This window comes from Erysipelothrix tonsillarum DSM 14972 (assembly GCF_000373785.1).
In the GTDB taxonomy this organism is placed as follows: Bacteria; Bacillota_I; Bacilli_A; order Erysipelotrichales; family Erysipelotrichaceae; genus Erysipelothrix; species Erysipelothrix tonsillarum.
The window spans coordinates 340,203-363,751 of record NZ_KB892377.1; the positions used below are offsets into that span (position 1 = coordinate 340,203).

The 23,549-nt window shown below is 35.5% G+C and carries 25 protein-coding genes; 21 read left to right on the plus strand and 4 right to left on the minus strand.

Features of this window, described 5'->3' with window-relative positions:
- Position 1: 1 nt before the first annotated feature.
- The 7 genes from B096_RS0101600 (at position 2) to B096_RS0101635 (ending at position 7,678) form a co-directional block, all read left to right on the plus strand.
- Complete coding sequence (locus B096_RS0101600) at positions 2-643, plus strand: Crp/Fnr family transcriptional regulator (RefSeq protein WP_018579032.1); 642 nt, start codon at positions 2-4, stop codon at positions 641-643.
- 281 nt (positions 644-924) lie between these two features.
- The gene (locus B096_RS09735) at positions 925-1,659 is read left to right on the plus strand and encodes a GNAT family N-acetyltransferase (RefSeq protein WP_018579033.1); all 735 of its coding nucleotides are present in this window, start codon (positions 925-927) and stop codon (positions 1,657-1,659) included.
- Positions 1,660-1,937: 278 nt separating this feature from the next.
- A complete protein-coding gene (locus B096_RS0101610) occupies positions 1,938-2,366 on the plus strand; it encodes a hypothetical protein (RefSeq protein WP_018579034.1) in 429 nt (142 codons plus the stop codon).
- Positions 2,367-2,386: 20 nt separating this feature from the next.
- Positions 2,387-3,262 (plus strand): hypothetical protein, encoded by an 876-nt coding sequence (locus tag B096_RS0101615; protein WP_018579035.1) that lies wholly within the window; start codon positions 2,387-2,389, stop codon positions 3,260-3,262.
- A 707-nt stretch (positions 3,263-3,969) separates the two neighbouring features.
- Positions 3,970-4,605 (plus strand): ABC transporter ATP-binding protein, encoded by a 636-nt coding sequence (locus B096_RS0101625; RefSeq protein ID WP_018579037.1) that lies wholly within the window; start codon positions 3,970-3,972, stop codon positions 4,603-4,605.
- A 281-nt stretch (positions 4,606-4,886) separates the two neighbouring features.
- Positions 4,887-7,031, plus strand: a complete 2,145-nt coding sequence (locus B096_RS0101630) for a hypothetical protein (RefSeq protein WP_018579038.1) — start codon at positions 4,887-4,889, stop codon at positions 7,029-7,031.
- Positions 7,031-7,678 (plus strand): ATP-binding cassette domain-containing protein, encoded by a 648-nt coding sequence (locus tag B096_RS0101635; protein ID WP_018579039.1) that lies wholly within the window; start codon positions 7,031-7,033, stop codon positions 7,676-7,678. Before B096_RS0101630 ends, B096_RS0101635 begins: the two co-directional genes overlap by 1 nt.
- A gap of 293 nt (positions 7,679-7,971) precedes the next feature.
- On the opposite strand, the gene B096_RS0101640 is transcribed toward B096_RS0101635, so the two are convergent.
- Entirely contained in the window at positions 7,972-8,814 is an 843-nt protein-coding gene (locus B096_RS0101640; protein ID WP_018579040.1) for an aldo/keto reductase, read from the minus strand.
- 310 nt (positions 8,815-9,124) lie between these two features.
- Between B096_RS0101640 and B096_RS0101645 the strand changes: the two genes are divergently transcribed.
- The 9 genes from B096_RS0101645 (at position 9,125) to B096_RS09460 (ending at position 15,357) form a co-directional block, all read left to right on the plus strand.
- Positions 9,125-9,322, plus strand: coding sequence for a YwbE family protein (locus B096_RS0101645; protein WP_018579041.1), 198 nt, complete (start codon positions 9,125-9,127; stop codon positions 9,320-9,322).
- Between the two features lie 151 nt (positions 9,323-9,473).
- Positions 9,474-10,190 (plus strand): AAA family ATPase, encoded by a 717-nt coding sequence (locus B096_RS0101650; RefSeq protein ID WP_018579042.1) that lies wholly within the window; start codon positions 9,474-9,476, stop codon positions 10,188-10,190.
- 142 nt (positions 10,191-10,332) lie between these two features.
- Entirely contained in the window at positions 10,333-11,088 is a 756-nt protein-coding gene (locus B096_RS0101655) for a class I SAM-dependent methyltransferase (RefSeq protein ID WP_018579043.1), read from the plus strand.
- 442 nt (positions 11,089-11,530) lie between these two features.
- Positions 11,531-11,881: a cupin domain-containing protein gene (locus tag B096_RS0101660; protein WP_018579044.1), complete on the plus strand. Its 351-nt coding sequence runs from the start codon at positions 11,531-11,533 to the stop codon at positions 11,879-11,881.
- 167 nt (positions 11,882-12,048) lie between these two features.
- A complete protein-coding gene (locus B096_RS0101665) occupies positions 12,049-13,446 on the plus strand; it encodes a Y-family DNA polymerase (RefSeq protein WP_018579045.1) in 1,398 nt (465 codons plus the stop codon).
- A complete protein-coding gene (locus tag B096_RS0101670) occupies positions 13,403-13,774 on the plus strand; it encodes a hypothetical protein (protein ID WP_018579046.1) in 372 nt (123 codons plus the stop codon). The genes B096_RS0101665 and B096_RS0101670 overlap by 44 nt, the downstream gene beginning before the upstream one ends.
- Positions 13,775-14,009: 235 nt before the next feature.
- On the plus strand, positions 14,010-14,306 hold the full coding sequence (locus tag B096_RS0101675; RefSeq protein WP_018579047.1) for a hypothetical protein: 297 nt from the start codon (positions 14,010-14,012) through the stop codon (positions 14,304-14,306).
- Between the two features lie 20 nt (positions 14,307-14,326).
- Entirely contained in the window at positions 14,327-14,812 is a 486-nt protein-coding gene (locus B096_RS0101680) for a GNAT family N-acetyltransferase (protein WP_039736832.1), read from the plus strand.
- Positions 14,809-15,357, plus strand: coding sequence for a hypothetical protein (locus tag B096_RS09460; RefSeq protein WP_018579049.1), 549 nt, complete (start codon positions 14,809-14,811; stop codon positions 15,355-15,357). Before B096_RS0101680 ends, B096_RS09460 begins: the two co-directional genes overlap by 4 nt.
- Positions 15,358-15,470: 113 nt before the next feature.
- Here the strand turns inward: B096_RS09460 and B096_RS09740 are convergent, their stop codons facing one another.
- The gene (locus B096_RS09740; protein ID WP_018579050.1) at positions 15,471-16,052 is read right to left on the minus strand and encodes a TetR/AcrR family transcriptional regulator; all 582 of its coding nucleotides are present in this window, start codon (positions 16,050-16,052) and stop codon (positions 15,471-15,473) included.
- A gap of 180 nt (positions 16,053-16,232) precedes the next feature.
- On the opposite strand from B096_RS09740, the gene B096_RS0101695 reads away from it, so the two are divergent.
- The 4 genes from B096_RS0101695 to B096_RS0101710 all read left to right on the plus strand — a co-directional run bounded on the left by B096_RS0101695 (position 16,233) and on the right by B096_RS0101710 (position 19,315).
- On the plus strand, positions 16,233-17,051 hold the full coding sequence (locus B096_RS0101695; RefSeq protein ID WP_018579051.1) for an SDR family oxidoreductase: 819 nt from the start codon (positions 16,233-16,235) through the stop codon (positions 17,049-17,051).
- 7 nt (positions 17,052-17,058) lie between these two features.
- Complete coding sequence (locus B096_RS0101700; protein WP_208853728.1) at positions 17,059-18,210, plus strand: oxidoreductase; 1,152 nt, start codon at positions 17,059-17,061, stop codon at positions 18,208-18,210.
- Between the two features lie 182 nt (positions 18,211-18,392).
- Entirely contained in the window at positions 18,393-18,875 is a 483-nt protein-coding gene (locus B096_RS0101705; RefSeq protein ID WP_018579053.1) for an RNA polymerase sigma factor, read from the plus strand.
- The gene (locus B096_RS0101710; protein WP_018579054.1) at positions 18,872-19,315 is read left to right on the plus strand and encodes a DUF3955 domain-containing protein; all 444 of its coding nucleotides are present in this window, start codon (positions 18,872-18,874) and stop codon (positions 19,313-19,315) included. Before B096_RS0101705 ends, B096_RS0101710 begins: the two co-directional genes overlap by 4 nt.
- A 44-nt stretch (positions 19,316-19,359) precedes the next feature.
- Here the strand turns inward: B096_RS0101710 and B096_RS09470 are convergent, their stop codons facing one another.
- Complete coding sequence (locus tag B096_RS09470; RefSeq protein WP_208853729.1) at positions 19,360-20,988, minus strand: hypothetical protein; 1,629 nt, start codon at positions 20,986-20,988, stop codon at positions 19,360-19,362.
- 92 nt (positions 20,989-21,080) lie between these two features.
- On the opposite strand from B096_RS09470, the gene B096_RS0101720 reads away from it, so the two are divergent.
- Positions 21,081-22,739 carry a GHKL domain-containing protein gene (locus B096_RS0101720; RefSeq protein ID WP_018579056.1) on the plus strand — a complete coding sequence of 553 codons (1,659 nt, stop codon included), beginning with the start codon at positions 21,081-21,083 and terminating at the stop codon, positions 22,737-22,739.
- Here the strand turns inward: B096_RS0101720 and B096_RS0101725 are convergent.
- Positions 22,729-23,433, minus strand: a complete 705-nt coding sequence (locus B096_RS0101725) for a LytR/AlgR family response regulator transcription factor (RefSeq protein ID WP_018579057.1) — start codon at positions 23,431-23,433, stop codon at positions 22,729-22,731. The genes B096_RS0101720 and B096_RS0101725 overlap by 11 nt on opposite strands.
- Positions 23,434-23,549: the final 116 nt, after the last annotated feature.

Sequence of the window (23,549 nt, forward strand, 5' to 3'; positions counted from 1 at the left end):
AATGGATTCATACAACCGTTGTTTATTAAAAGTACAAGTATTCAAAGATCTCAGTGAATCGCGTTTAAAGGCGATATCCGATCTCATTGAACCCAAACATTATCACGTGGATGAAGCAATTTATCTTGAAGGTGATGTCATCAAAACATTGGGTGTTATTCACCGTGGTTCGATAAAGCTGCGTAAGCTCAATGAAGATGGCAAAGAGCGCATCTTGAGTATCCTTTATCCCGGTGATTATTTTGGGGAAGCATCGTTATTACGATCCAAGGAAAGTCAGTATGATATCGTTGCATTAGAAGAAAGTGCGATTTGCACAATTGATTTGGATGCATTTCGAGTACTTATGACACGTGATGAAACGATGATGTTGTCCATGATGGACTCTTTGATACAGCGTATTGCTAGCCGAGATGATCTTGTGATTGCTGAGAGCTTAGTGCCAGCAAAAGATCGTGTTTTAAAAGCGCTTCAACACTATGCAAATCAAGAAGGAAGCATTAGACTTCCGCTATCTAAGAAAGATCTCGCAAGTTCGTTAGGAATCACACCTGAAACCATGAGTAGGGCAATTAATGCATTAATTTGTGAGGGCAAGATTGAAAAAAGGAATCGTGAGTTATACCTAGTGACTGTTATTTAGCTTTATAAGGGATGTTTTTATATATAGAAGTTGGAAGGGTTGCGTAATTAAGATATGGCTGAAAGTGATTCTATTATTCTGCGTAGTGTTTTTATATTCAAAAACGTAGTGTTTTTATATTCAAAAACACTGTAGTAATTCAAAAAATTAAAGTTTATTTAGGCCTTTTTTGTGAATTTAAATGGCTGTGATATAATCATGTTATCTTAATACTTGTATTTCCTATTTCAAAAATTTAAGAAATATTACAAGTCTCTATAGCCTAAAAAGGAGAAGTTTCTATGCGAAAAAGTCTATTAATTAAACAGTTAGAAATCGACATGAATCAGAGATTAGAATCTTTGAATAAACACTATTTTGTGACTTCTGATTCCACAGATGCTATGCGGTATTGGTCAAGAGGTAATGGCACCATTATTGTGAAAGATGGTTATCTGCTATGTCGTACTGAAAATCCAGAACTTACAAAAATGCTTGAAACTAAATACCACGGATGTAATGCTCAGTGGTTTGGTGAAGTGAGTAATATGAAAGCCCTCGAACAGTTACTTCACCAATTTGGTTATACGATTACAAATTATGCTCCTTTTTATGTTCCAATTGATCCTTTTATGTCCTATTACGATGATGCCATTCAGTTTTATGATCGCGATGAAATACTTCAATTCAAGGACAATCCATCATTTTCTGAATGTTTCTGTTTTGAAGAACAAGATCCTGATATTCTGGGCGCAGCTCTTAAGATTGACGGTATTATCGCAGGGATGGCAGGAATCAATCACAATGGTCAGAATGCATTAGAAATCGGCATCAACATTTTACCGGAGTACCAACATCAAGGTTATGCTCAACGGTTGGTCAAAGCGATTACAACGGAAGCGATGAATCGGTTTCCCAATTTTATGATTACATATGGAACGCAGTTCACGCATATGCAGTCCATCAATGTCGCATCAGGTGCTGGATTCAAATATGGATTTTCCCAAATCATCTTCAGCAAAATAAATGATAAGTAATGTATAACGTATACTTAGTGTGATGTTTTCACACTTTTTTTATGTCAGTTTTCTAAAATGTCAGGGGATGATTTATATAATCTAAGGATTATCAAGCTTTAATCATATTAATATTTTATTTCCATTCCTATCATAAGATACTGCTATCCGAATTCAAATTATGCAATAAATCTATTATTTCCTAAAAAAAAACGTGTAGTTGATACGAAATAGCGGAGTAAAAAATTAGATTATTTTGTGATATATTTTTTGTGTACACAAAAGAATGGAGGGTGATTATGAGAAAAACATTTTGTGTATCGGTTTTTTTGATTTTTACGATGTTGTTAGGAAACATTGTAGATTTATCGGTTCAGGCAAATGAACCCGCTGAACCAACAGACTATAATTGTTATTATTATGGTTTTAATGGGAAAGTGAACAAAAATAGAGCGAAAGTATCTAGTGTCGTTGATAAAGAAACAAATAGCCAAAGTGGTATTGAATGGGATGCTTCTTCTATTAAAGGAATTAACATGTACTTCTCAATACATGAAGCGAAAACGGATGCTCTTAAAAGAGAGGTGTTTTTTGCGAATTCTGATTATGGATGTTTTACTATCACAGGAACAGATACTCTTAAAGGGGTTCAATACGATTTGCGTGCACGACGCCAACATATTTGGGATTTTAAAGCAACTCGTGTATCAGGTTCCTGGAGACCTTAGAAGTGGTGTTTTTAGATAGAATGAAAATAATGTTACCGAAATTCTTAAGAAAAAATAGTGATTACTTTCTTATCGCGTTGATCTCTTCATCTGTATTTTTTATCTCACTTGAAAGCGAATATGGCACTTTTTCAACACTTTGGGAAGGGTACCAAAACGGCTTTAAGTTTACAGGGAATGATGCGGTGGACTTTGGAGGTGAGAATAATTGGTGGCGATTTTTCCATAATAGTGTAGGGTCCTACATAGGTATGATGATTTGGGGCACGAATTTATTTCAAATATTGCTTCCGCTTTTTATCAGTGTCGTTGGGATTAACATTTATTTAAAGAAAAATAATGAGTTCTCTTTTGAGTGTTATCGATTTGACCGATATTCTAAGTTCATGCGTCGAAAAATTTTTGAAGAATCAGTTAAAGTATCAATATCAATTTTTGCGGGATATTTAATCTTCTATATATTTGCCTCACTCGTGGGTAGCAAAGTGACTGCAGATGACATACAATTTGGGGTTCCAGTTAAACTATTTATTGAGTGGCTTCCGAAAGATTTCTTTTTAAATCACTGTAGGTTATATCACCTATTATGGGGAATCTTTGTATTCTTTATCGTCCCATTTATCTACGGCGTTGCATATGGATTTATAACACCTTATCTCCGCAATTTGCCAATGGTTTCAATGTCATTTACGATTTATTTTATCGCATTTTCAATTTCAAGCGCATTATTTGTTCCTTATGATTCTGTTTTCAGATATTTGTTAGATCCATCGGCATTGATTGTCTCGGGAGCATATAGTTTTCCGAATACAATTATGTACTTATCTGCACTGCTTGTTCCGATTATCATATCGGTAGTACTATATTGTGTAAGTTGTCGTCATTATGAAGTTTAGTAAACTAAAACAAATTTTACCAAGCATTGTGTTCCCCCCATTACTGATCTTTGCTTTTATACAATTGATTAACCAGCAGATTGTTAAAACCTTGGAAACACAAATATATTATGAGTATAAGGTTTACCTTATGAACTCAGCCGCTTTTAGTAAGATGGAAATTTACTTTAAAGATTTAATGATCATTGGATTATTTTACTTGATTGTATATTACGTGTTTCTATATACGGATATCACCAGTGAACAGGATACCTCAATTCATATGTTCATGATGTCTCGTTTTAAAAATGTGAGCCATTATTGGCTCTATCTGTTTTCGAAATATTTAAAAAACTCCCTCATCATTAGTATGGGTTACGGAGCAATTTTAGTAATTATTTCAAATACTCAACAAGTTCGTTTCAATTTGTCCCCTAATGTTCTATTTGAGCTTTTGTTACAGGGCATTAAGATATCGCTATTGATGGTATTATTAAAACTGTTCTATAATTTTATAAACATAACGACAAAAAATGGATCCAAATCCATTTATAAATTATTTACTTTATTTATTTTGTTAATAACGGATATATTCATCGGCAGGTATCATTGGATTGTGATGCCTGACACATATGACATAAATTTACGGTATATCTCAATCTATGTATGTTTAATTGTTATGACCCTAATTTTATACTGGAGTTATTCGAAAAAGATTGGAGAGTATTATGATTAAGATAACAAATGTATCGAAACGATTTAAGAACGTACAAGTCTTTGAAAATATATCATTGGAAATACCAACCGGAAAAAAAGTTGGTTTGGTCGGCGAGAATGGATCAGGGAAAAGTGTTCTCATGAAGATGATTTGTGGCTATACGAAACCTAACTCAGGAACAATTGAAGTGTACGGTGAAACCTTAGGTGTTCATCGTGATTTCCCAAGTAGTGTTGGAGTTTTAATCAATGATTCACATTTCATCAAGAATTACACAGGTATGGAGAATCTTGAGTACTTGATGAATATTCGTAAAATTACTGATAAAAATTATCTCAATGAATTAATCCACGCCTTTGAGATGGATAGCAATATTCATAAGTTATATAGAACATATTCGTTAGGGATGAAACAAAAGTTACGCATCATTCAGGCGTTTATGGAACAACCAGACTTGATAATATTAGATGAGCCTTTTAATGCGCTCGATAAAGAATCAACAAAGGTTCTAATAAATTTAATAAACATGTATATTAATGAACATCGAAATATTATTTTTACGAGTCATGAATATCATCACATCGAAAGTATCACAGATACAATCTTAACAATATATGAAAAAAATGTAATCATGGATATTGCATAAAAGAAAAGAAAGAACTCAAAGCAACCATAAAAAGACACACTTATGGAACTGAACTAATATCAGTCGCATCAGCGTGTCTTTTTATATACTCAAAGATTGAACACATAAGAGTTTCAAAATCTTGCTTTAATCGCGTTCAGTTTCTTTGAAAGATTAAAAAGTAGTACTATATTGTCACATTGCGAAATTACAATTGTTTCAATAGGTGTAATCGCGTATGATTTATCAAATAGTATCATCAGTATAATAAAGTTTATCAAAGCTTAAAAGGGGGGATTTGAATGAAAAAAATGGGGGCTGTTTTCACTGTAATTACAGCATTTCTATTCTTTACAATATCTTTTACACAATTTAATCAGGGATACAAAAGTAGTCAATGGACCTTGTTTAAGCAGGAACAACTAGAAAATACGATGCATGTGGTGAAAATGAGTCTGAGTTCGGAATCGTTTAATGGAACTCAAGCTGAATTTGTAGACTTTATATTTTCTTTATTCCAAGGCATTCCGTATGATGGTGTTGCAGTAACCGATTCAAATCAATCCGTAAACTATTACGTATCGACCGAAAAACCAGAAGCACTTGCACACCTGGCTATAACACGAGATCTTAGTGATCTAAATTTTAAAGCGGAAAATGAAGTACGTTATATTTCCAATAGTATTAAAAATAAAGACGCATACGCTTATGTGGTACAGTTTGACCGGCATGAAGGTATTCCGAAAAGTGATTCTTTCAATTCAGAAGTGAATTATTATCCAATCGCGTTGTTAAAGGGAGAATCATTCCCATCAGATCAAATTGTGGGACTCATTTTCTTTATTCCACCCGAAAGGGTTGAGTCTTTTAAAGAGACGTTAGTAAACGATTATTTAAAGGAACATTACAGTTGTGATGTAGCCGAACCACAGTATTTCTGTGGCATGATAATCGGTGAAGATGGTTCGACAAGTGTGCTGGATCAATATATGAATTTGACGTTGTTTACAAATCCCTTGGAGTTTCCAAACCCCTTATTAATCATTTCTTTTTTTTCCTTGTTTACCATCTTATTGGGAATCAATGTTGCTCGAGAACGGGAAGTTTTGATTCGAAGCCTTCATGGCAACAACCCATTTATAATATTTAAGCGTCTCTATCTCAAAACCATTTTTATCAACGCAGCACTCTTTGTTGGGGTATTTGTGATTCTATGCGTCATTTCAATTGGCTTTTATAATAAGGTGACACTTCGCTTTTTAGGTAATCTTACCAAGATTTCCGGATGTTTTTTAGGCTTGATGATGTTATTATCTGTAATAATTTTTATTTTTCAGATGCAAACACTTAATGTGACAAGATTGAAAAAAAACACAAAAAACATTTTTATTGGAATTCTCGTTCCATGTTTTAAAGTAATTGCAATAATGGTCCTTATGGTTCCTTTAATGGATGCTTTTGTGGATTATAAAAATATTAGCAACTATCATCATGCGCTCGTACAGAATGAAATCTTAAAAACCGGCAGCATGGTAAGTTCAATTAACTATGGATATAACACAAGTTCAGTCGAACGAACTAAAAATGATGCAGCGGTATTTGAATTAGTTGAAAAATACGGGCTCAGTTATATAAGCAGTGATCATATCATGAATCGACATGACAGTTATGATTATATTGTTACCAATCGACATGCACTTAAACATGAAACAGTTGTTGTAGATGAACATGTTCTTGATATTGCCAACTTGAAGGAAAATACACTCCTCGTACCGGAATCACGCCATGATGTTCCGATGGTTGATGCAGAAATAATCAGCGTCAAACAAACCCCCACGATTGTTCTTCCATCTTTTAATGGTACCAGTAAGAATGTTCGCATTAACGAACCAATTCTCGTAATCGTTAAGCCGGATACAATGGACATTGAGTCTATTACAACCGGTTCAATCTTCGCATCTAAGGATGAAAAAACTCAATTTGATGGGTTTGTTGATGCCATTGCGGAGAATATGATTAAGCCTGAAACAGTTAATCTTGAAGATGTTTTTGAAACTGATACAGTATTTTTAAAGCAGTATCGTAATCGTTTTGTCGCAATACTTGCTGCAACGCTTTTACTCTCAACTATTTTTATGACATTGCTTTTGGAAGTGTTTATCAGTCACAAGGGATCGTGGCTTGCAATCACATATATCCACGGTACACGGTGGTTTAAACGTTATGGACTCATTATAGCAATAAACCTATTAACGTTACTGCTCCCGTTTAGTTTGATTGTCATTAAGCGTGCCCAAGCGGTCACTGAGTTTATTCCGATGATCAATGTGTCTTTGTTAGCGTTATGCTTTAGTGTGCTGCTTATTGCGGAATGCCTTTATACTTTATACTATCTAAAGCGCTTTGAACGAAATCGCATGTTAGCCATGCTGAAAGGAGATTCGTAATGATGATACAACTCAATAACATCACCAAATCATTTGGAGACCGTGTCATTTTTAAAGATTATTCACTTGTTATTCCTCAAAATAGTTTTACGGTTATTTCAGGCGCTTCGGGATCAGGGAAAAGTACATTATTGAATATGATAGGGCTCTTGGATATTCCAGATTGTGGCAATATAAAGATTTTAGATTATCAAAACGTAAAGCCATTTTCCTTACAGGCGACTCAAATATTGCGTAACCATATTGGGTACCTATTTCAAAATTTTGCACTGGTTCCAGAAAAATCAGTTTTGTATAATCTTAATATTGCCTTAGATTCTGTTAAGGTAAAAAACAAAAAGGAAAGGGTACGTGATGCTCTACAAAAAGTAGGTCTTGAAGGTTTTGAAAATAAAATGGTTTATCAATGTTCTGGTGGTGAACAACAGCGTATCGCCATCGCACGGCTCTTACTTAAACCGTGTGAAATCATATTAGCCGATGAACCCACCGGAAGTTTAGACGACTATAATAAACATATAATTTTTTCACTCCTCAAAGAGCTCCAAACATTAGGAAAAACATTAGTTGTAGTCACTCATGATCCCGATTTGATTGCGCTTGCTGACCATGTTGTCGATTTAAATGTGCTCACTCGTGTTCAGTAACACTTATGGAATTAATTGAAGCCAAGAATTTGATTATTAAAGTACAATGTTAAGGCAAAATGATTCTGACTCAAAAATTTGCAACCCACCCAATTATAAATATCTGTTGATTTGATTGAAACATGAAGTTCAATATAAACATAATCAAAGATAATAAAGGCATATTCATTGGTTGGAGTAGGCACTAAGCCCGGTGTGGCACTTCAATAGTAAAAGATTTTTTACACATTGTTGTTAAATCTATAAGTGAGTAAACCATAGAAAAACTGAGTTTTTAGACTCAGTTTTTTTCTTTAGAAATCAATTGTATCCGGATCCAGTGCAACTTTCGCCGTTCCTTTCAACGAATCGATAAAAGTCATTGTTTCTTGATCCAACTCAAAATCAAATACTTGAAGGTTTTCAATAATTCTGCTTGTAGTTACTGATTTTGGAAGCGGTAAGAAGCCGTGTTGAATCGACCAGCGTAGAACTACCTGCGCAACAGTACGGTTGTATTTTTGAGCGATTTCTTGCAGTTCTTTAACTTCAAAGATACTACCAGTACCAAGCGGGCTGTATGCCTCAGTTAAAATACCGTGTTGTTTGTTATATGCCACAAGCTCTTCCTGCATGTCGCTTGGGCTTAAGTAAATTTGATTCACACTTGGCTTAATCACAGCGGTTTTTAAAAGCGCGTCAAGGTGATGTGGGTGGAAATTGGATACACCAATACTTTTTACTTTACCAGCACGATAGGCCTCTTCCATTGCGGACCACGCAGCCGCATTTGCTTGTTCCCATTTGTCACGTAGAGGCAGTGGATTTGGCCAGTGAATAAGGTATAGATCAACATAATCTAATTGAAGTTTTTTCAAGGACGTATCCAAAGCTTCTAGAGCTCCCTCATAAGAGTGAGCGTCATTCCAAAGTTTTGTGGTGATAAAGAGCTCTTCACGTGGAATGCCACTTTTAATAATTGCACGACCAACGCTTTCTTCGTTACCATATATGGCAGCGGTGTCAATATGGCGGTATCCAGCTTCGAGTGCATCGAGCACGGATTGTTCAGCAATATCACCATCGGGTGTTTGCCATGTGCCAAAACCAATAACAGGAATTTCTAAATCATTATTCAAAGTATATGTTTTTTTCATAGGTTCCTCCGTAAATAAAGTATATCAGTTTTAAGTCTTGCATAGCGGTTATATACATCGTTAAGAGATGAAAAACAGATGAAGACGTGTGTGTGACCTTAAAAGCCGTTAAAGGTTTAAGCATTTTCAAGTAATTCTGCTCCCAACCTTCCGTGTACCAAGTATTAGTGAAACGATCTTAATAATTTCATTCACTGTAATTACTGAGTCCTTAAAAACATGAGTGGAATAAACAAAGTGAATGATCTTTTTTCTTTACGTATAAGCTATGTGTTATAATTACGATAACATTATTGAAAGCGAGATACAAATGAACGGAAAAAATCGTAAAGATATAACAATTGGTGCCCATGTTAACGTTGTTTTGAAAAAAGACCAACGAACAGGAACACTAACAGAAGGCTATGTGGATCGGATTCTCACCAACTCTCAGAATCATCCCCATGGTATTAAAGTAATGCTTGTTGATGGGCAAGTGGGGCGTGTGCAAGAAATTATTGAGGACTGAAAGGATTTCGCAAAGAAATCCTTTTTTTATGCAATGGGTATGACAAGTTGTATCTCAAACAATACGTAGGGTGGTGTGAGGGGACATAACGTGAGTAACGATTTATTATCTTTCATGATTTTGTTATAATTAACGCAAAGAGGTGTTTAAGATGAACTATTTGCGCAGAATTCGTTTTAATGATATGCCCCATCATGAGTATCCGTTCAATCTCAAGGGCGTTCTGGATTTTCAAAATATTGAACTGACAGCTCCGATTACGTTTATTGTCGGTGGAAATGGTGTGGGCAAATCAACACTGATTGAAGCGCTTGCTGTGGCATATGGGTTCAATCCGGAAGGAGGTTCCCTTCACGTACGTTTTGAAACGACATCCACACATTCACAGTTGTATGAATACATTACATTGGTAAGAAATGGAGTTTCCAAACCAAAAGATGGATATTTTTTACGTTCAGAAAGTATGTATAATTTAACGTCGAAATTATCAGAGATGGGAAAAGAAACCTTGGCCAATTACGGAGGAGTATCTTTAAATGAGTATTCCCATGGAGAATCGTTTCTCACTATTTTTATGGAACGGATTAATGATAACGGTTTTTATATTCTTGATGAACCCGAATCGGGGTTGAGTCCTGAATCACAAATGTCACTAATGGTTAAAATAAATGAATTAGTTAAATGCCATAATTCACAATTCATTATCGCGACACACAGTCCTATTTTGCTGGCATTCCCAGATGCACAAATTGTACAGTTAACGGAAAACACAGCATCCCTTGTTGAATACGAGGATGTCCCATTTATCCAACTGTATCGACGTATTATGGAAGATCCGGAGTACATTAAACGTTTATTAGATTTCTAACAAGGTGTGATATAATTTAATGTAATGGAGGATATCCTGTGAAACGAATTAAAAACTCGATACGATAAAGCGCGACAACGTATCGAGAAAAGGTCGTATGTATCGTATCGTAACAAAGATAATATTACGAAAGGATAAGCATATGAAAGAAGAAACATTAAAACATATTTGGAAACAAGAAGCGTCAAAGACGATTGAGGGATGGGATTTTTCTTATCTTGACGGTCGTTGGGAAATGGAACCCTTACCATGGAATTATGAGGCAATTGTTAACGCACATTTAAAGCAAACTGATCGATTACTTGATATGGGGACAGGTGATGGCAATGTGCTCTTACAGTTTATGCATGCACCAAAGCTTACGGCTGTTACGGAAGGCTACCCTGTTAATTATGAATTGTGTAAACGAAAACTTAAACCGCTCGGAATCCGCGTTGAATTTGTGGCGGCGGATGATGTTTTGCCATTTGATGATGAAAGTTTTGATATTATTATCAACCGTCAAGAAAGTTTTCGCTTGGACGAAGTGAAGCGGGTTCTCAAATCTGGAGGTATATTTATTACTCAACAAGTAGGATACCGTAACAGTCGTGTATTAGCCAAACGTCTAGGCTGTGCATATGAATCGGTGAACCTGACCTATGCCTTAGCGTACCAATGTGAGATGGCACAATCGTTGGGCTTTAATGTTCTTGAAGCCGATGAGAAAGATGCATGGATTAAATTTTATGACGTTGGTGCGGTTGCTTATTATGCTCATATTATTGAGTGGGAGTTTGAAAATTTCAATGTTGAAAGATCGTTTGAGGGTTTGCTTGAATTACAAAAGGAATTGGATGTTAAGGGGTATGTATTATCTAATGAACATCGCTATTTAATGGTGATTCAGAAACCATAAATCGAACGGATGTCAAAGGGTATATAACGATTGTTTGATGATAGCGACTTCATCCAACTTTGTTTGAGAAAGTCGTTATTGGAAATGTAATTGTCTCGAAAGGGAACAAATCCGAGCATGAAAATCAGAGTGTGATTTTCATGCTTTTTGTTTTATGATGGAAGTATCAAAATATCCAACTTATTAGTGAAGGGCTTTCTTACTTTCAGTGAACTTTAGTGTCAATAAGTTGGCTATCCTTAGATTTTGTATTTGTTTGTAAAGGTTCCATTGTCATCATGTAATGTCTTTCATCAAAGTCTGTGATAATTTAACATCATCAAACCATTTTCCAATCAGATTTGATGATGTTATAAGTAAAGTATTGTTGACATAATGGAGTCGTCTTGTTAGCATTAAAGATAGTAGAAGTAGTGAAAAGTGCTACATAAAGGAGCAAAAGATGAGTCAAAGTAAACGTCATCAAAAGTGGGTAATCAATCAAGAAATTGAAAAAACAAAAGCATCAGCAAGGGTTGAACGTAAAGTTCTTGCATATTCGGATGATCTCATGTGTGTCGAAAATTATTTTGAAAAAGGTGCAGTAGGAGCCCTTCATTCACACCCTCATACACAAATAACTTATATTGCTTCTGGTAAATTTGAATTTACGATTGGTGAAGAGACACGTATTGTTCATCCTGGTGATACGCTTTTAAAGGAAGATGGCATCATTCATGGTTGCGTATGTCTTGAAGAAGGGTTGTTGATTGATTTCTTTAATCCTGCACGTGAAGATTTTGTTTCAGAATAGAAACAGATTGTTGTAGAAAACCACGATGAATGTATCGTGGTTTTTTTTGTACGCAGTTTTAATTGGAGTTTGATTATAGAAAGGAACACTAGCGAGAGGACATTAAATAAAGTAGTGGACGTAAAGTGTCGTCTATTTACGATATAATCTCTTTAAGAGGTGATGATATGCCAACAAATGTAATTTTCGACTACGATAAAGAACCTTCTCGGGATATTTTGTGCATCGACTGTAAAAGTTTCTATGCATCTTGTGAAGCTGTTTCTCGCGGATTAAACCCCCTAAAAACAAAACTTGTCGTGATGAGTTATCCCAGTGACAGTGTGCGTGAACGTGGGAGTGGTCTGATTCTTGCATCCAGTCCCGCGGCTAAAAAAGCATTTGGCATCAGCAACGTCAGTCGCGCTCGGGACCTGCCGTTTCCATATCCGTCTGATTTGGTCATAGCACCACCGCGAATGCATTTATATATGCAGGTGCATCGACAAATTAATGATATTTTCCGTTGCTATGTTGATGATAAAAATGTGGCGACCTATTCCGTTGATGAAACTTTTTTAGATGTCACAGATTCTTTATCATACTTCCAATGTGACACGCCTTATGAACTCGCGAAAAAGATTCAAATCCATGTTTATCAAGAAACGGGTATTTATACAACCGTAGGTATTGGCGATAATCCCTTACTTGCGAAATTAGCTCTTGATAATGAGGCGAAACACACCCGTGATATGAAAGCGGAATGGCGCTATGAAGATGTTACGACCAAATTATGGGCAATTCCCGAAATCACCGATTTTTGGGGAATTGGTCAACGAACTGCGCTGCGTCTTCAACGGTTAAAAATCACAACCATTCGGGATTTGGCTCATGCAGACTATGACAAGTTAAAAAAAGAATTAGGTGTTATCGGTACACAACTTTATGCCCACGCATGGGGGATTGATCGGACCTTTTTAGGGGAAGCATATACCCCGAAATCAAAGTCGTTGGGTAATTCTCAAGTCTTAAATCGTGACTATACCAATAAACAGGAAATAAAGGTTGTTATTCGAGAAATGGCGGACCAAGTTGCCACACGTTTAAGAAAAGAAAACAAGTTTACGAAGTGTATTGGATTGTGGGTCGGGTACTCACTCAGTTATGTTGATGAGAATGGAAAGACTGGATTTAGCCAATACATAAAAATAGAAGCGACAAACAACAGCTCGCGAATTGCGGAAGTTCTGTTGTCTATTTTTGAAACGCATTATAAATCTCAGAGTGTACGTAATATTGGGGTTAATTGCACAAAGTTGGAGTATCCCATCCAAGACCAATTAAACCTTTTTGAACCTATCCAGGTTAAAGATAAAGAACGTAAATTGGATGAAGCTGTTGATGTTGTGCGAAGCAAATACGGATTTACGAAACTTGTATATGCAAGCAGTTTAACAGAAGGTGGACGAGCTATTGCCCGAAGTGAATTAGTAGGAGGCCATGCCGGAGGAATGGAAGGCATTGGTAATGAAGGAGTCGAAGATGACACGAAAAAGAACAAAGAAAACATTCGAAAACTACAATGACTATTATGACCGACCTTTTGGATTAAAGTGGGGTACTGCTTTTGCTTTATCTGAGCTCACGAAAACGATTACGGAAGGTCATTTAAATGCGACCAAAGAAAATATTGAATTACCTCTCATGACACGTGAAGCGATGGACGATGTGCTTCAATTGGCTTTTGTTAAGTCACGCTCCATCCTGGTTCAAGTCAATCTTCGTGATGAAAATCAGAACCTTATGGATCCAGTGGTCGGAAAGTTTGAAGGCTATGCGGATGACCAATATCTCTATATTAATCATACGGCTATAGCTTGGGATGTTATCAGACACATCGCAATTTTAGATTAGGATTTAAGGGGACTTAGTGCAAGAGGCAAAAACACTGGCAAAATTTATACACGTTTATCACGCACCCGGTCATCGCATTATGTTATAGTAAAAATATTCTTAGTATGTAAATAACTTGAACGCATCGTGATGCAGTGTTGTAAAGATACACAGTGTGGTATGTATCAAAGCGGTATTCACTTTGAATTTAAAAGCATGAATGAGAAGATTTAAAGACCATGAAGGAGTTGAACGAATGAAAAAAACATCACGATATTGGACGGGTGTGTTAGCGGGACTCATCATCCCCATCTATGCACTTATTTTATTTATCATGACATCATCAAAAAATGAAAATGTGACGGCAATTGCGGTAATCGGGGGGTTCTTTGTCTTACCCGGTATTATCTCAACGATAACGTGGAGTATGAATTTCTATACTCAAGTTACTCAAAACAAAGTTGATATTCACCATTACAAATTGCCATTAGCTATAATGGCTTTGAATTTTCTCATTTTTTTAGCACTGTTACTTTCACTGTTAATTTTTTAGAAGAGAGGATGGGTACGCGAATGGATTCAATCTTGATCCGTAGAGTTGATAATGCGGATGAGCGCTCGGAAATTGCTGCAGAAGTTCTTTTGGATTTACCGGAATGGTTTGGACTTCCTGAAAGCACAAAAAACTATATTGATGCTGCACGTAATCAGGTGCTTTTTGTAGCAGAGTTAGGGCGATCACCTATCGGGTTCATAACTTTACAACAAACTGGTGAGCACGTCTGTGAAATACACTGTATGGGCGTAAAAAAGGCATGGCATCGCAAGGGGGTTGGTTTGAAATTGTTTAAAGAGTTTGAAAAATATGCACAAAATTATTATGATTTTATGCAAGTAAAGACCGTAGATGAAGGTCATTATAGTGAGTATGATCAAACAATCGCCTTTTACAAACGAATTGGATTTCAAAAAATGGAAGTCTTTCCTGAACTTTGGGATAAAGCCAATCCATGTTTGATTATGATTAAAACAATTACAAGAATCGAGCCAGTACGATGATTATTCTTATAGGAGGTTCGACTCATTCGGGGAAAACACGCTTAGCGCAAAAGCTTTTAGAAATTTATCATATTCCATACCTGTCGATTGATCATCTTAAGATGGGATTGATTAGAAGTGGGAATACGGACTTAACGCCGGAAGATGATGCAGCCTTGACTGCCTATTTATGGCCGATAGTTCGCTCTATAATAATGACAGCACTTGAAAACAAGCAAAACCTTATCGTGGAAGGGTGTTATATCCCGTCTGATTGGAACTTATCTTTTTCACCCAGTGCGTTAGAATCGATTGTTTATACGAGCATTGTTTTAAGTGAAGGATATATTGTCAATCATTTTGAGACCGTTTTAAAATACGAAAACTGTATTGAGCATCGCCAATATGATGCGATTGATCGTGATGCTCTTATTTTTGATCATCAAATGTGTTATGCAGAAAATATTCAGTATGGTAATGACATCATCCTTGTTACGGAACGTTATGATGTTTTTGAGCAATTTCAACGAAAATATCAGCAACGTATTAGAGCAGGGATGTACTAAAGTGAGTTCCTTTATAAAAGTTTGATTTTATTTTTTGATTCACCACCTGTTTGGTATAAATAACGATAAAAAAAACGTCTTCTGAAAGTCATATTGACTTGATAAGACGTTTTTTAATAGGTCATGTCATCAATAATATGTTTAATATCCATTTCCACAGTTTTAAGTAAATCAAAGCTTCCATTGGATAAACACCATACATAAACATCACCAATTGAGATACGCATCAAGGTATATGCATATGCTAAAGGATCGAGATCACTTCGGAATTCCTTTGATTCCATGCCAGCCTCGATAAAACGTTTTAACTTTTGAATTTGATAACGTTGTTCATCAACAATGAATTTTTCACCATGTGATACTTGTTCTCGAAATTGAATGGAGGTTATTTCAAGTCCCGCTTCTAAGATGGCTTGAGTTTGATGTTCCATCAAAGCATTAATGCCATCACGCATCGATTCGAAGGCGAAATCATCAAAAGCTTCTTCAAGCCGGGCATCAAAATCTCGATATGTAGAGTCAATGATACTGGCTTTGGATTCATAATGATGATAAAAAGCTCCGACAGAATAACCGGAAGCTTTACAGATATCTTTAATTGTCGTCGCATTGTATCCCTTTGCTTTAAATAATTTTAATGCTTCATGACGAATTGTTGCTTTTGCGAGCCGAGATTTTTGACTGAATTTATCCATAAATACCTCTTCCATTTTCTATATTATAGCGCAAAGTCAGTGTTTTTTCTATCTTAAAAAAACTCAAACTTTGCTATTGTATTCACAAAGTGCGTGTGTTAAGATAAAAACAGAACTAGTTCGGTTTTGTTAATTTGCTCAATGTTTCTGATACGAATAAGATATAATTGGAGGATAAATATGACAAATTATGTCGATAATAAAGTAGTTGTAATTACGGGTGCTGCTGGTGGATTTGGTCGATTAACAGTTGAAAAATTGATTGAACTCGGTGGTCGTGTACTTGCAACCGATATTAATGAAAAAGGATTAAACGACATGGCAGAAAACATCCAATCGGATAATTTAAAAACGATGGTTGTGGATGCATCAAGCAACGATGCTATGAAAGCAATGGTTGCCTATGCCGTTGAAACGTTTGGTAGTATTGATGTCCTTGTAAACAATGCGGGGATTATGCCACTAGCTTGGCTTGAAGATCATAAAAAAGCGATGCCAGATTGGGAAAAGTGTATTGACTTAAACATTAAAGGAATCCTATACGGAATTACGGCAGTATATGATCAAATGATTGCCCAAGGTCGTGGTCAAATCATTAATTTATCATCAATCTACGGAAATGCTCCAGTCGAAGGGGGCACACCTTATGGTATGACTAAGAATGCTGTTGGTTTTATGACGGATGCGTTACGTAATGAAACTAAAGGTAAAATTAAGATGACCACAATTCGTCCGACATTCTGTCAAACAGCCCTCATGAATTCTGTTGTTAATTTTACTGCTACACAAGGTCTTCTCGCCAATAAATTTGATGCGAATTCTGAAGTAGGAAAATTAAAAGAAACGGATCCACGCTATGCTGATCCAGATAATATTTTATACAACCTCTTAGACCCATCCTACATCGCTGACAATATTGTCTATGTGATTAATCAACCATGGGGAATTTCAATTTCTGATATGACAATTCGCGCTTCAGGCGACTACTTTACAGAGTAAGGAGAATATGATGAACGAAAAATACCGTAATTTATTTACACCACTAACCTTAAATAATGGTGTTGTAGTTAATAATCGATTTGCAATGGCACCGATGTTGGTGTTTGCATCTTATAAAGATGGTACACCTTCCGCAGAAGAGTTGCGTTACTGGCAAACACGAAGTGAAGTCGGTAGTTTGCTTATTACTGGTGCAGCCACAATTTCACCAAATATTAAATGTGGTCCGGGTCAAATGTCGATTGAATCGGATGCACAAATCGAAGATTTTAAAGCACTTGCTAAGGTGATGAAATCAAATGGAAATAAAGCGATTGTTCAAATTCAACATCCAGGTCGTGAAGGTAGTGTTGGATTTGCTGCAACAGGTAAAGCTTATGCACCAAGCAAAATCGATTTTCCATTTCTTGCTTACCCGGTTACAGAATTAACTGAAGCAGAAGTATGGGAAGTAGTTAAAGATTTTGGACACGCAACAGAACGTCTCATTGACGCCGGCTTTGATGGTGTCGAAATTCATGGCGCTAACCATTATCTCATTCAACAATTCTTTTCTGCTTACTCCAATGTTCGCACCGATTATTGGGGTGGAAGTTTGGAAAAACGAATGAATTTTGCTATCGAAGTTGTTAAAGAAGTGCAACGTGTACGTGCAGCTTCAAATCGTCCCGATTTTATTATAGGTTATCGTTTATCACCTGAAGAAGTTCACGGTGATAACATTGGATACACCATTGACGACACACTAAAACTAGTTGATGTTCTTGCAGATATGAATCTAGATTATCTTCATACATCCACATTTGGCGGTGCAGACTTTGTTGATGGAGCATACAAGTTAAAAGCACGTGCAGGAAATCAAACAAAACCGATTAACCAACTAATCTATGAAGTGATTCGTAAGCGTACGGCTTTCATGGTATCAGGAAACATTAACAGTGCAGAAGCTGCGTTAGATGCTTCCAACTACGGTGACTTGCTCAGTATGGGTGTTGCCGCAATAGCCGACCCACAATTTGCAAATAAAATTAAAGCCGGTCAAGAAAATACAATTAACATGAACGTACTAGGACGGATTGAACAACTCAATATTCCTCGTATGTTGCGCATTGTATATCGTAAAGGAGCAGCAATGCCTCCTATTAAAGGTATTTATTAAAAAAAGTGTTATTATTGGCAAAAGTCAGCATGATGTTTAATGCTGACTTTTTGTTTAGACATAGACAAAATGCATATTTTTGAAATAAGGTATAATAAATGTAACAAAACCGCGATTGGGGTGTCTAATAGGTGAAGGGATAATCGAATTAAAGGAAACTGATAGGAAGTAGGGATTTCGCGATGCAACACGATATTGAAAGCATTTATCGAGAATATTTTAATGATATCTTGCGTTATCTTCTTGTTTTGACCCACGGTAATTGGGACCTTGCCGAAGAACTTACACAGGAGACGTTTTTCAAGGTGATTCAGAAGATAAACACGTTTGATGGACGTTCTTCACTCTATACATGGATGTGCCAGATCGCAAAAAATACGTATTACAATACAATTCGTGCAGGTAAGCATAAGGTTGATTCCATTGATTTTAATTTAGTTCCCGCTTCGGATAATATTCCCGAAACCGTAAATCGAAATGAAGAAGTCGACCAAGTGAAAACAGCAATTTTAAATTTACGCGAGCCTTATCGTACCGTTTTAACCCTGAGGATACTTAATGAGCGTACGTTTAAAGAAATTGCAGCTCACTTCCAACGTAGCGAAGGTTGGGTTCGTGTAACATATCATCGCGGAAAGAAAAAAGTAAAGGAGGATTTAGAATGAAAAAAGAGTGCGAAATTGTTAAAGACTTGCTCCCCCTCTATGCAACGAAACAGTGTAGTAGTGCGAGTCGCAAGTATGTCGAGGAACATATGATGACGTGTGAAACATGTCATCAAATTTCGATGAGTTTAGAAAAATTTGAAGCAGAAACTAAGCAGAAAGAACACGAGGATATCGATCGAATTGAAAAAATCGGACGCCGATGGAAACAAGAACGAATTGTTTCAATGTTACGTGGTGCAGCAATCGTAGCATTTATCGCATCGCTCACATCCCTCTATGCATATCAGAAAATAGGATCCTATGTAGATGCGGAAGGATTCTTACAAGAACCGTTTTATCTCGTTGGCTTTTTTTATATTTTTCTAATGATTGCAATCCTTATGAGTATTATTGCTTTAACTATTTCTAAAAAGAAAAAGTCAGGTAAACGCAGATGATTGATGGAGAAAGATTAAAACGAAGTTAATGTAATTCGCTGCTCTCATTTAAGAGTGTTTAAACGGTGAACCTTAAATGATATTTGGTAAGGTTCTGTTTGAATGTTGAGTGCAAAAGTATTTGAGAAAATTTTATTAAATTTAAAACGCATATGTTCAATTCCGCTATTGATTTTTTTAACCTCACCGCGTTTTGTGTACGTTATCAAAATGGTTACTGTGTTGCTAGTGATTAAAAAATGGTAGTGGAAGGATGATCGTTTGTAAGATTTATGGATATCTCTAAAAAAACTTAAATAAAAGTGGACGATTTGTAAGATACTAAAATCGTAGGTCTGATTTGTTGTAAGATTGTAGGTTAAATCAATGTGCATTTTATGTTGTTCGAGAAGATTATAAATAATATCGGTAAGTATGTTTGTGTATTGAGTGCCTAACTCGACTTCAGGAATCGAAAAAGTTTGAAGGTAATGAATAAAACCGTTCGTATCGTTATTCTCTAACAGAAGATTCATAGTAATCAGATGATTTTTAATTTCGTGATTTGATTTGTAGAGTGTATGCATGTGTTCGTTTAAGTACTGGTAGATATCGTTGGTAAAACTAATATTAAATGATTGCAGTGTTTTAATTTCGGAATATGCCAGTGAAATCTGTTTAGACGTATAAACTGTGTGGATGAAATATATCGCAATCAGATATGCGATGACAAAACTGATAATAAAATAATTTGTAGTAAGGTCATTTGAAATGAATAGTGCATCGCTGATAAAAATTGCAAGGGTGAGTGTTAATGAAACCATAAGCCAAGTTCTTGATTTTCGGACCCCCTGGATACTTTCAATCAAAAATAGTATGACCGCGATAATCAAGGATATGTATTGATAACATAAGGCAATGTAATAAAATACATAAAGTGATTTCGGAATAAATATAATGAATCCAAAGGCAATTAACATGAAAGGTATGTACATTTTTATTAGTAGACACGCATACCTTTGTAGATGGGATAACTGATTTTTAAGTACCTGAAGCAAGGGATAAGTGAGAAAAATATACAAACCATAATTCATAAAGGAGAGTATTTTTGGTGCAAAAAAGCCCACAATAATTGGGGTTGCACTTAGAAAATAAATAGACCACGATAACCCGTAAAGACTGGCAAACTGAAGTGAATTCCTTTCATTTAATTCCAAATCTTCTTTTGTGGAATGATAGAACATGCTTAATCCAAGCGTCAAAACGAAAAGTGTAAGCATAATATCGGGAATGGATTGAATGATACGAAGTGCGGCAAGTGATGCACTCTCACCATAATAGAGGGGTTCGATACGATTTTTAAAATGAGGATCGGATGAATCAATATTGAGCGTTAAACGGGCCCCATCATCATGATTCGGAACTTTTATTGTATAAAGAGCAATTCCATTTGGATCATCTGTATTTTCATTTGTAAAAATTAACGCATCATCGAGATAGATTTTTAATGTTTGGTTTCTTGACAAAAGGGATAGATATGAAATACGCTTAGATTGTGGAAGCGTAGTGATAAAATTTGAGTTCTCAATAGGGGTAACATTCAACGAAGTATAAGTACCTGAAGGAATCTTTGAAATTAACGACGCGCTTAAAAGGAAACTTCCAACACAAAAGATATTTATAATTAGAAACAAACCAAATAGAGCTGTTTTTTTACCGCTTTTAATTTTAACCACCCCCGGATTATCTATAAAATAAACATAATTATTGTTTAAGGAGAAAAAACATGAAGCATTCTACATTTAAAATCGAAAAACTGCTTACTATTCTTGTTTTTATCCTCTATTTGGTTGGAAATATTTCCAACCCTTATGCATTAGAACTTTCAAACGTAGCGTCGGTAACACACGACCCTTACACGACAACGACCTATATCAATAAAAATTTTGAAAACTCAGTTTTAAATCTAAAGATTAAAAATACTCAGGCAGATTACATAATCGAAATCGGAGATCGTTCATACACGATTAATCACCGCTTTAATCATCTGACTGATCATGTTTTTATTGGTGGAACTGTTAATCAAAATGAAGTTATTACGATTCACTCAAGTACACAATTAAATGTAGATGAGATACCATCAATAGGGATTAGTCCATTGAAGGAAGCTGTATCGCAGGCTTTTATTCAGATACTACCTGCATTATTTTTCTTTGTTTTTAGTATCTTGGTACTAATCTATGACATGATTCATTTTGGCCAAGATCGTATTTATCCAAAAATCTTGATTGTAGGTATTTACCGGCTTTTAATCAGCATTGCGTTGTTATCGTCAAAGCCGTTTTTCGAATTTGTAATGACACCTAATCAAATGTCTACGGTGAATGACTTATCTTTTTCAATGCTTCCTTTGTTTTCGTTTATAATTATGATCCAACTTGGATCGAAAAAACTTTCGAATCAAAAGCAGATTTTACTTATAGGGTTAATTTTGTTTGGATTAAAAACATTTACTAAGAGTAGATTTCTATTAGTTTATGAAAATATCCTCACACTGCTCTTATTATTCCTCGTTGTGCTTGTTAGTATAAAAAAACCGATCCATAAATCCGTATTGCCTCGTTATCTTTTTACCGGCGTATATATATTACTTGGCATTGCGGCTGGATTTGCAATGGTAGGTTGGATGAGTCCGGCCAAACATTTTCGTATTGATATTTTGCTTCATACTGTGCTTTGTATTTACTTTAGTTCGGTTTCTAAAAAAGGCGTCGAACGAAGCATACATCAACCGGATTTGGAACGACAAATTGATAAAATTCAAAACCAATATCTAAGCGAAATCTATTCAACTTCTCGGAATCAATTTAAGGATTGTACAGATACACAGTCATCTTATCTTTCATTTATAAATGATTTAAAGCACCTTGCGGATGCAGGTGAGTACGAAACTATTAAAACAACGATCCAAGATACAATACACATCGAATCTACAATAAGTAAGGAACGTTATTGTGATGTTCCACTGCTGAATTCTTTGATTCAATTTTCGAAAGAAGCATGTATGAAACAAAACACCGAACTTGACTTAGATATTGGTCCAATTATGTATTTTAATATTCGTGATCATGATATTGGCATCTTATTTTTAAACTTACTTAATAATGCACTTGAAGCGAGCATCTCATGTATTGATAATCGTCTGATAACGCTACACATTCATTCGGATTTAACCTACTTGTATATCAATTTTAAAAATAATTACCAACAACCGATTGTGTATTTGAATCAAAAATATCATACAACTAAAGAAGACCTTAAAGCCCACGGTCATGGATTGAAGGTAGTCAAAGAAATTGTAGAGCACTATGATGGTCTCATGTTGGTTGAGCATACTGACACAGAGTTTAGAGTTCGTATTGCTTTAAAACACGCTACGCATTAATATCCAAAAATCGTCGTATCACTTCTTTTTTATTGCGTCTGCTACAAGGAATTTGCGCACCACTTTTTAAGATAATCGTTGTTTCTTCGATACTCATAATTTTATTAAGATTTACGAGGAAACTTTTATGGCAATGTACAAAAATATCTTGAGGTAATTTGGAATGGAGTCCTGATAATTTACTGTAAAAAGATTTAACTAAATTATGATCGCAGTGAATATGCACGATGCGCAATGCACTCTCTACATATTCAATAGTGTTGATATCGATTCGATAAAATGATTTATGACTTGATCCCATCACAAGAAAATGTTCATTTGTAAGAAAATGTTTCTTGAGAATTTGAACCACTTGTTTATTAACGAGTGGTTTTAAAATATAGGCACAAGCATTAACACTGTAACCATCAATCGCAAAGTCCGGCGATGCGGTGATAAAAACTAAGTCAGTATTGCAATTAAAATTTCTTAACTGACGTGTTGCCTCAAGGCCATCAACGGGATCCATTAAAATATCCATAAATATGAGTGTATACATGTTTGGATCTTTTGAAATTAAGTTGATTAAATCTTGAGGGTTTTCAAATGTATCAATGACAGTATCAATATAATTTTCGGTACAATAGTTCAAAATCATGAGTTTTAATGATGATGCAAAGTGTATTTCATCATCANAGATTGCGATTCGATTCATAAAAGCCTCCTTTGATGCATCTATGTTAATTATAAATGATGATAGTATAAATAGATTTGCATATTATTACATTAATTAAACCAGTTCTTACGAAGTTAAATATAGCCTTCTAAGCC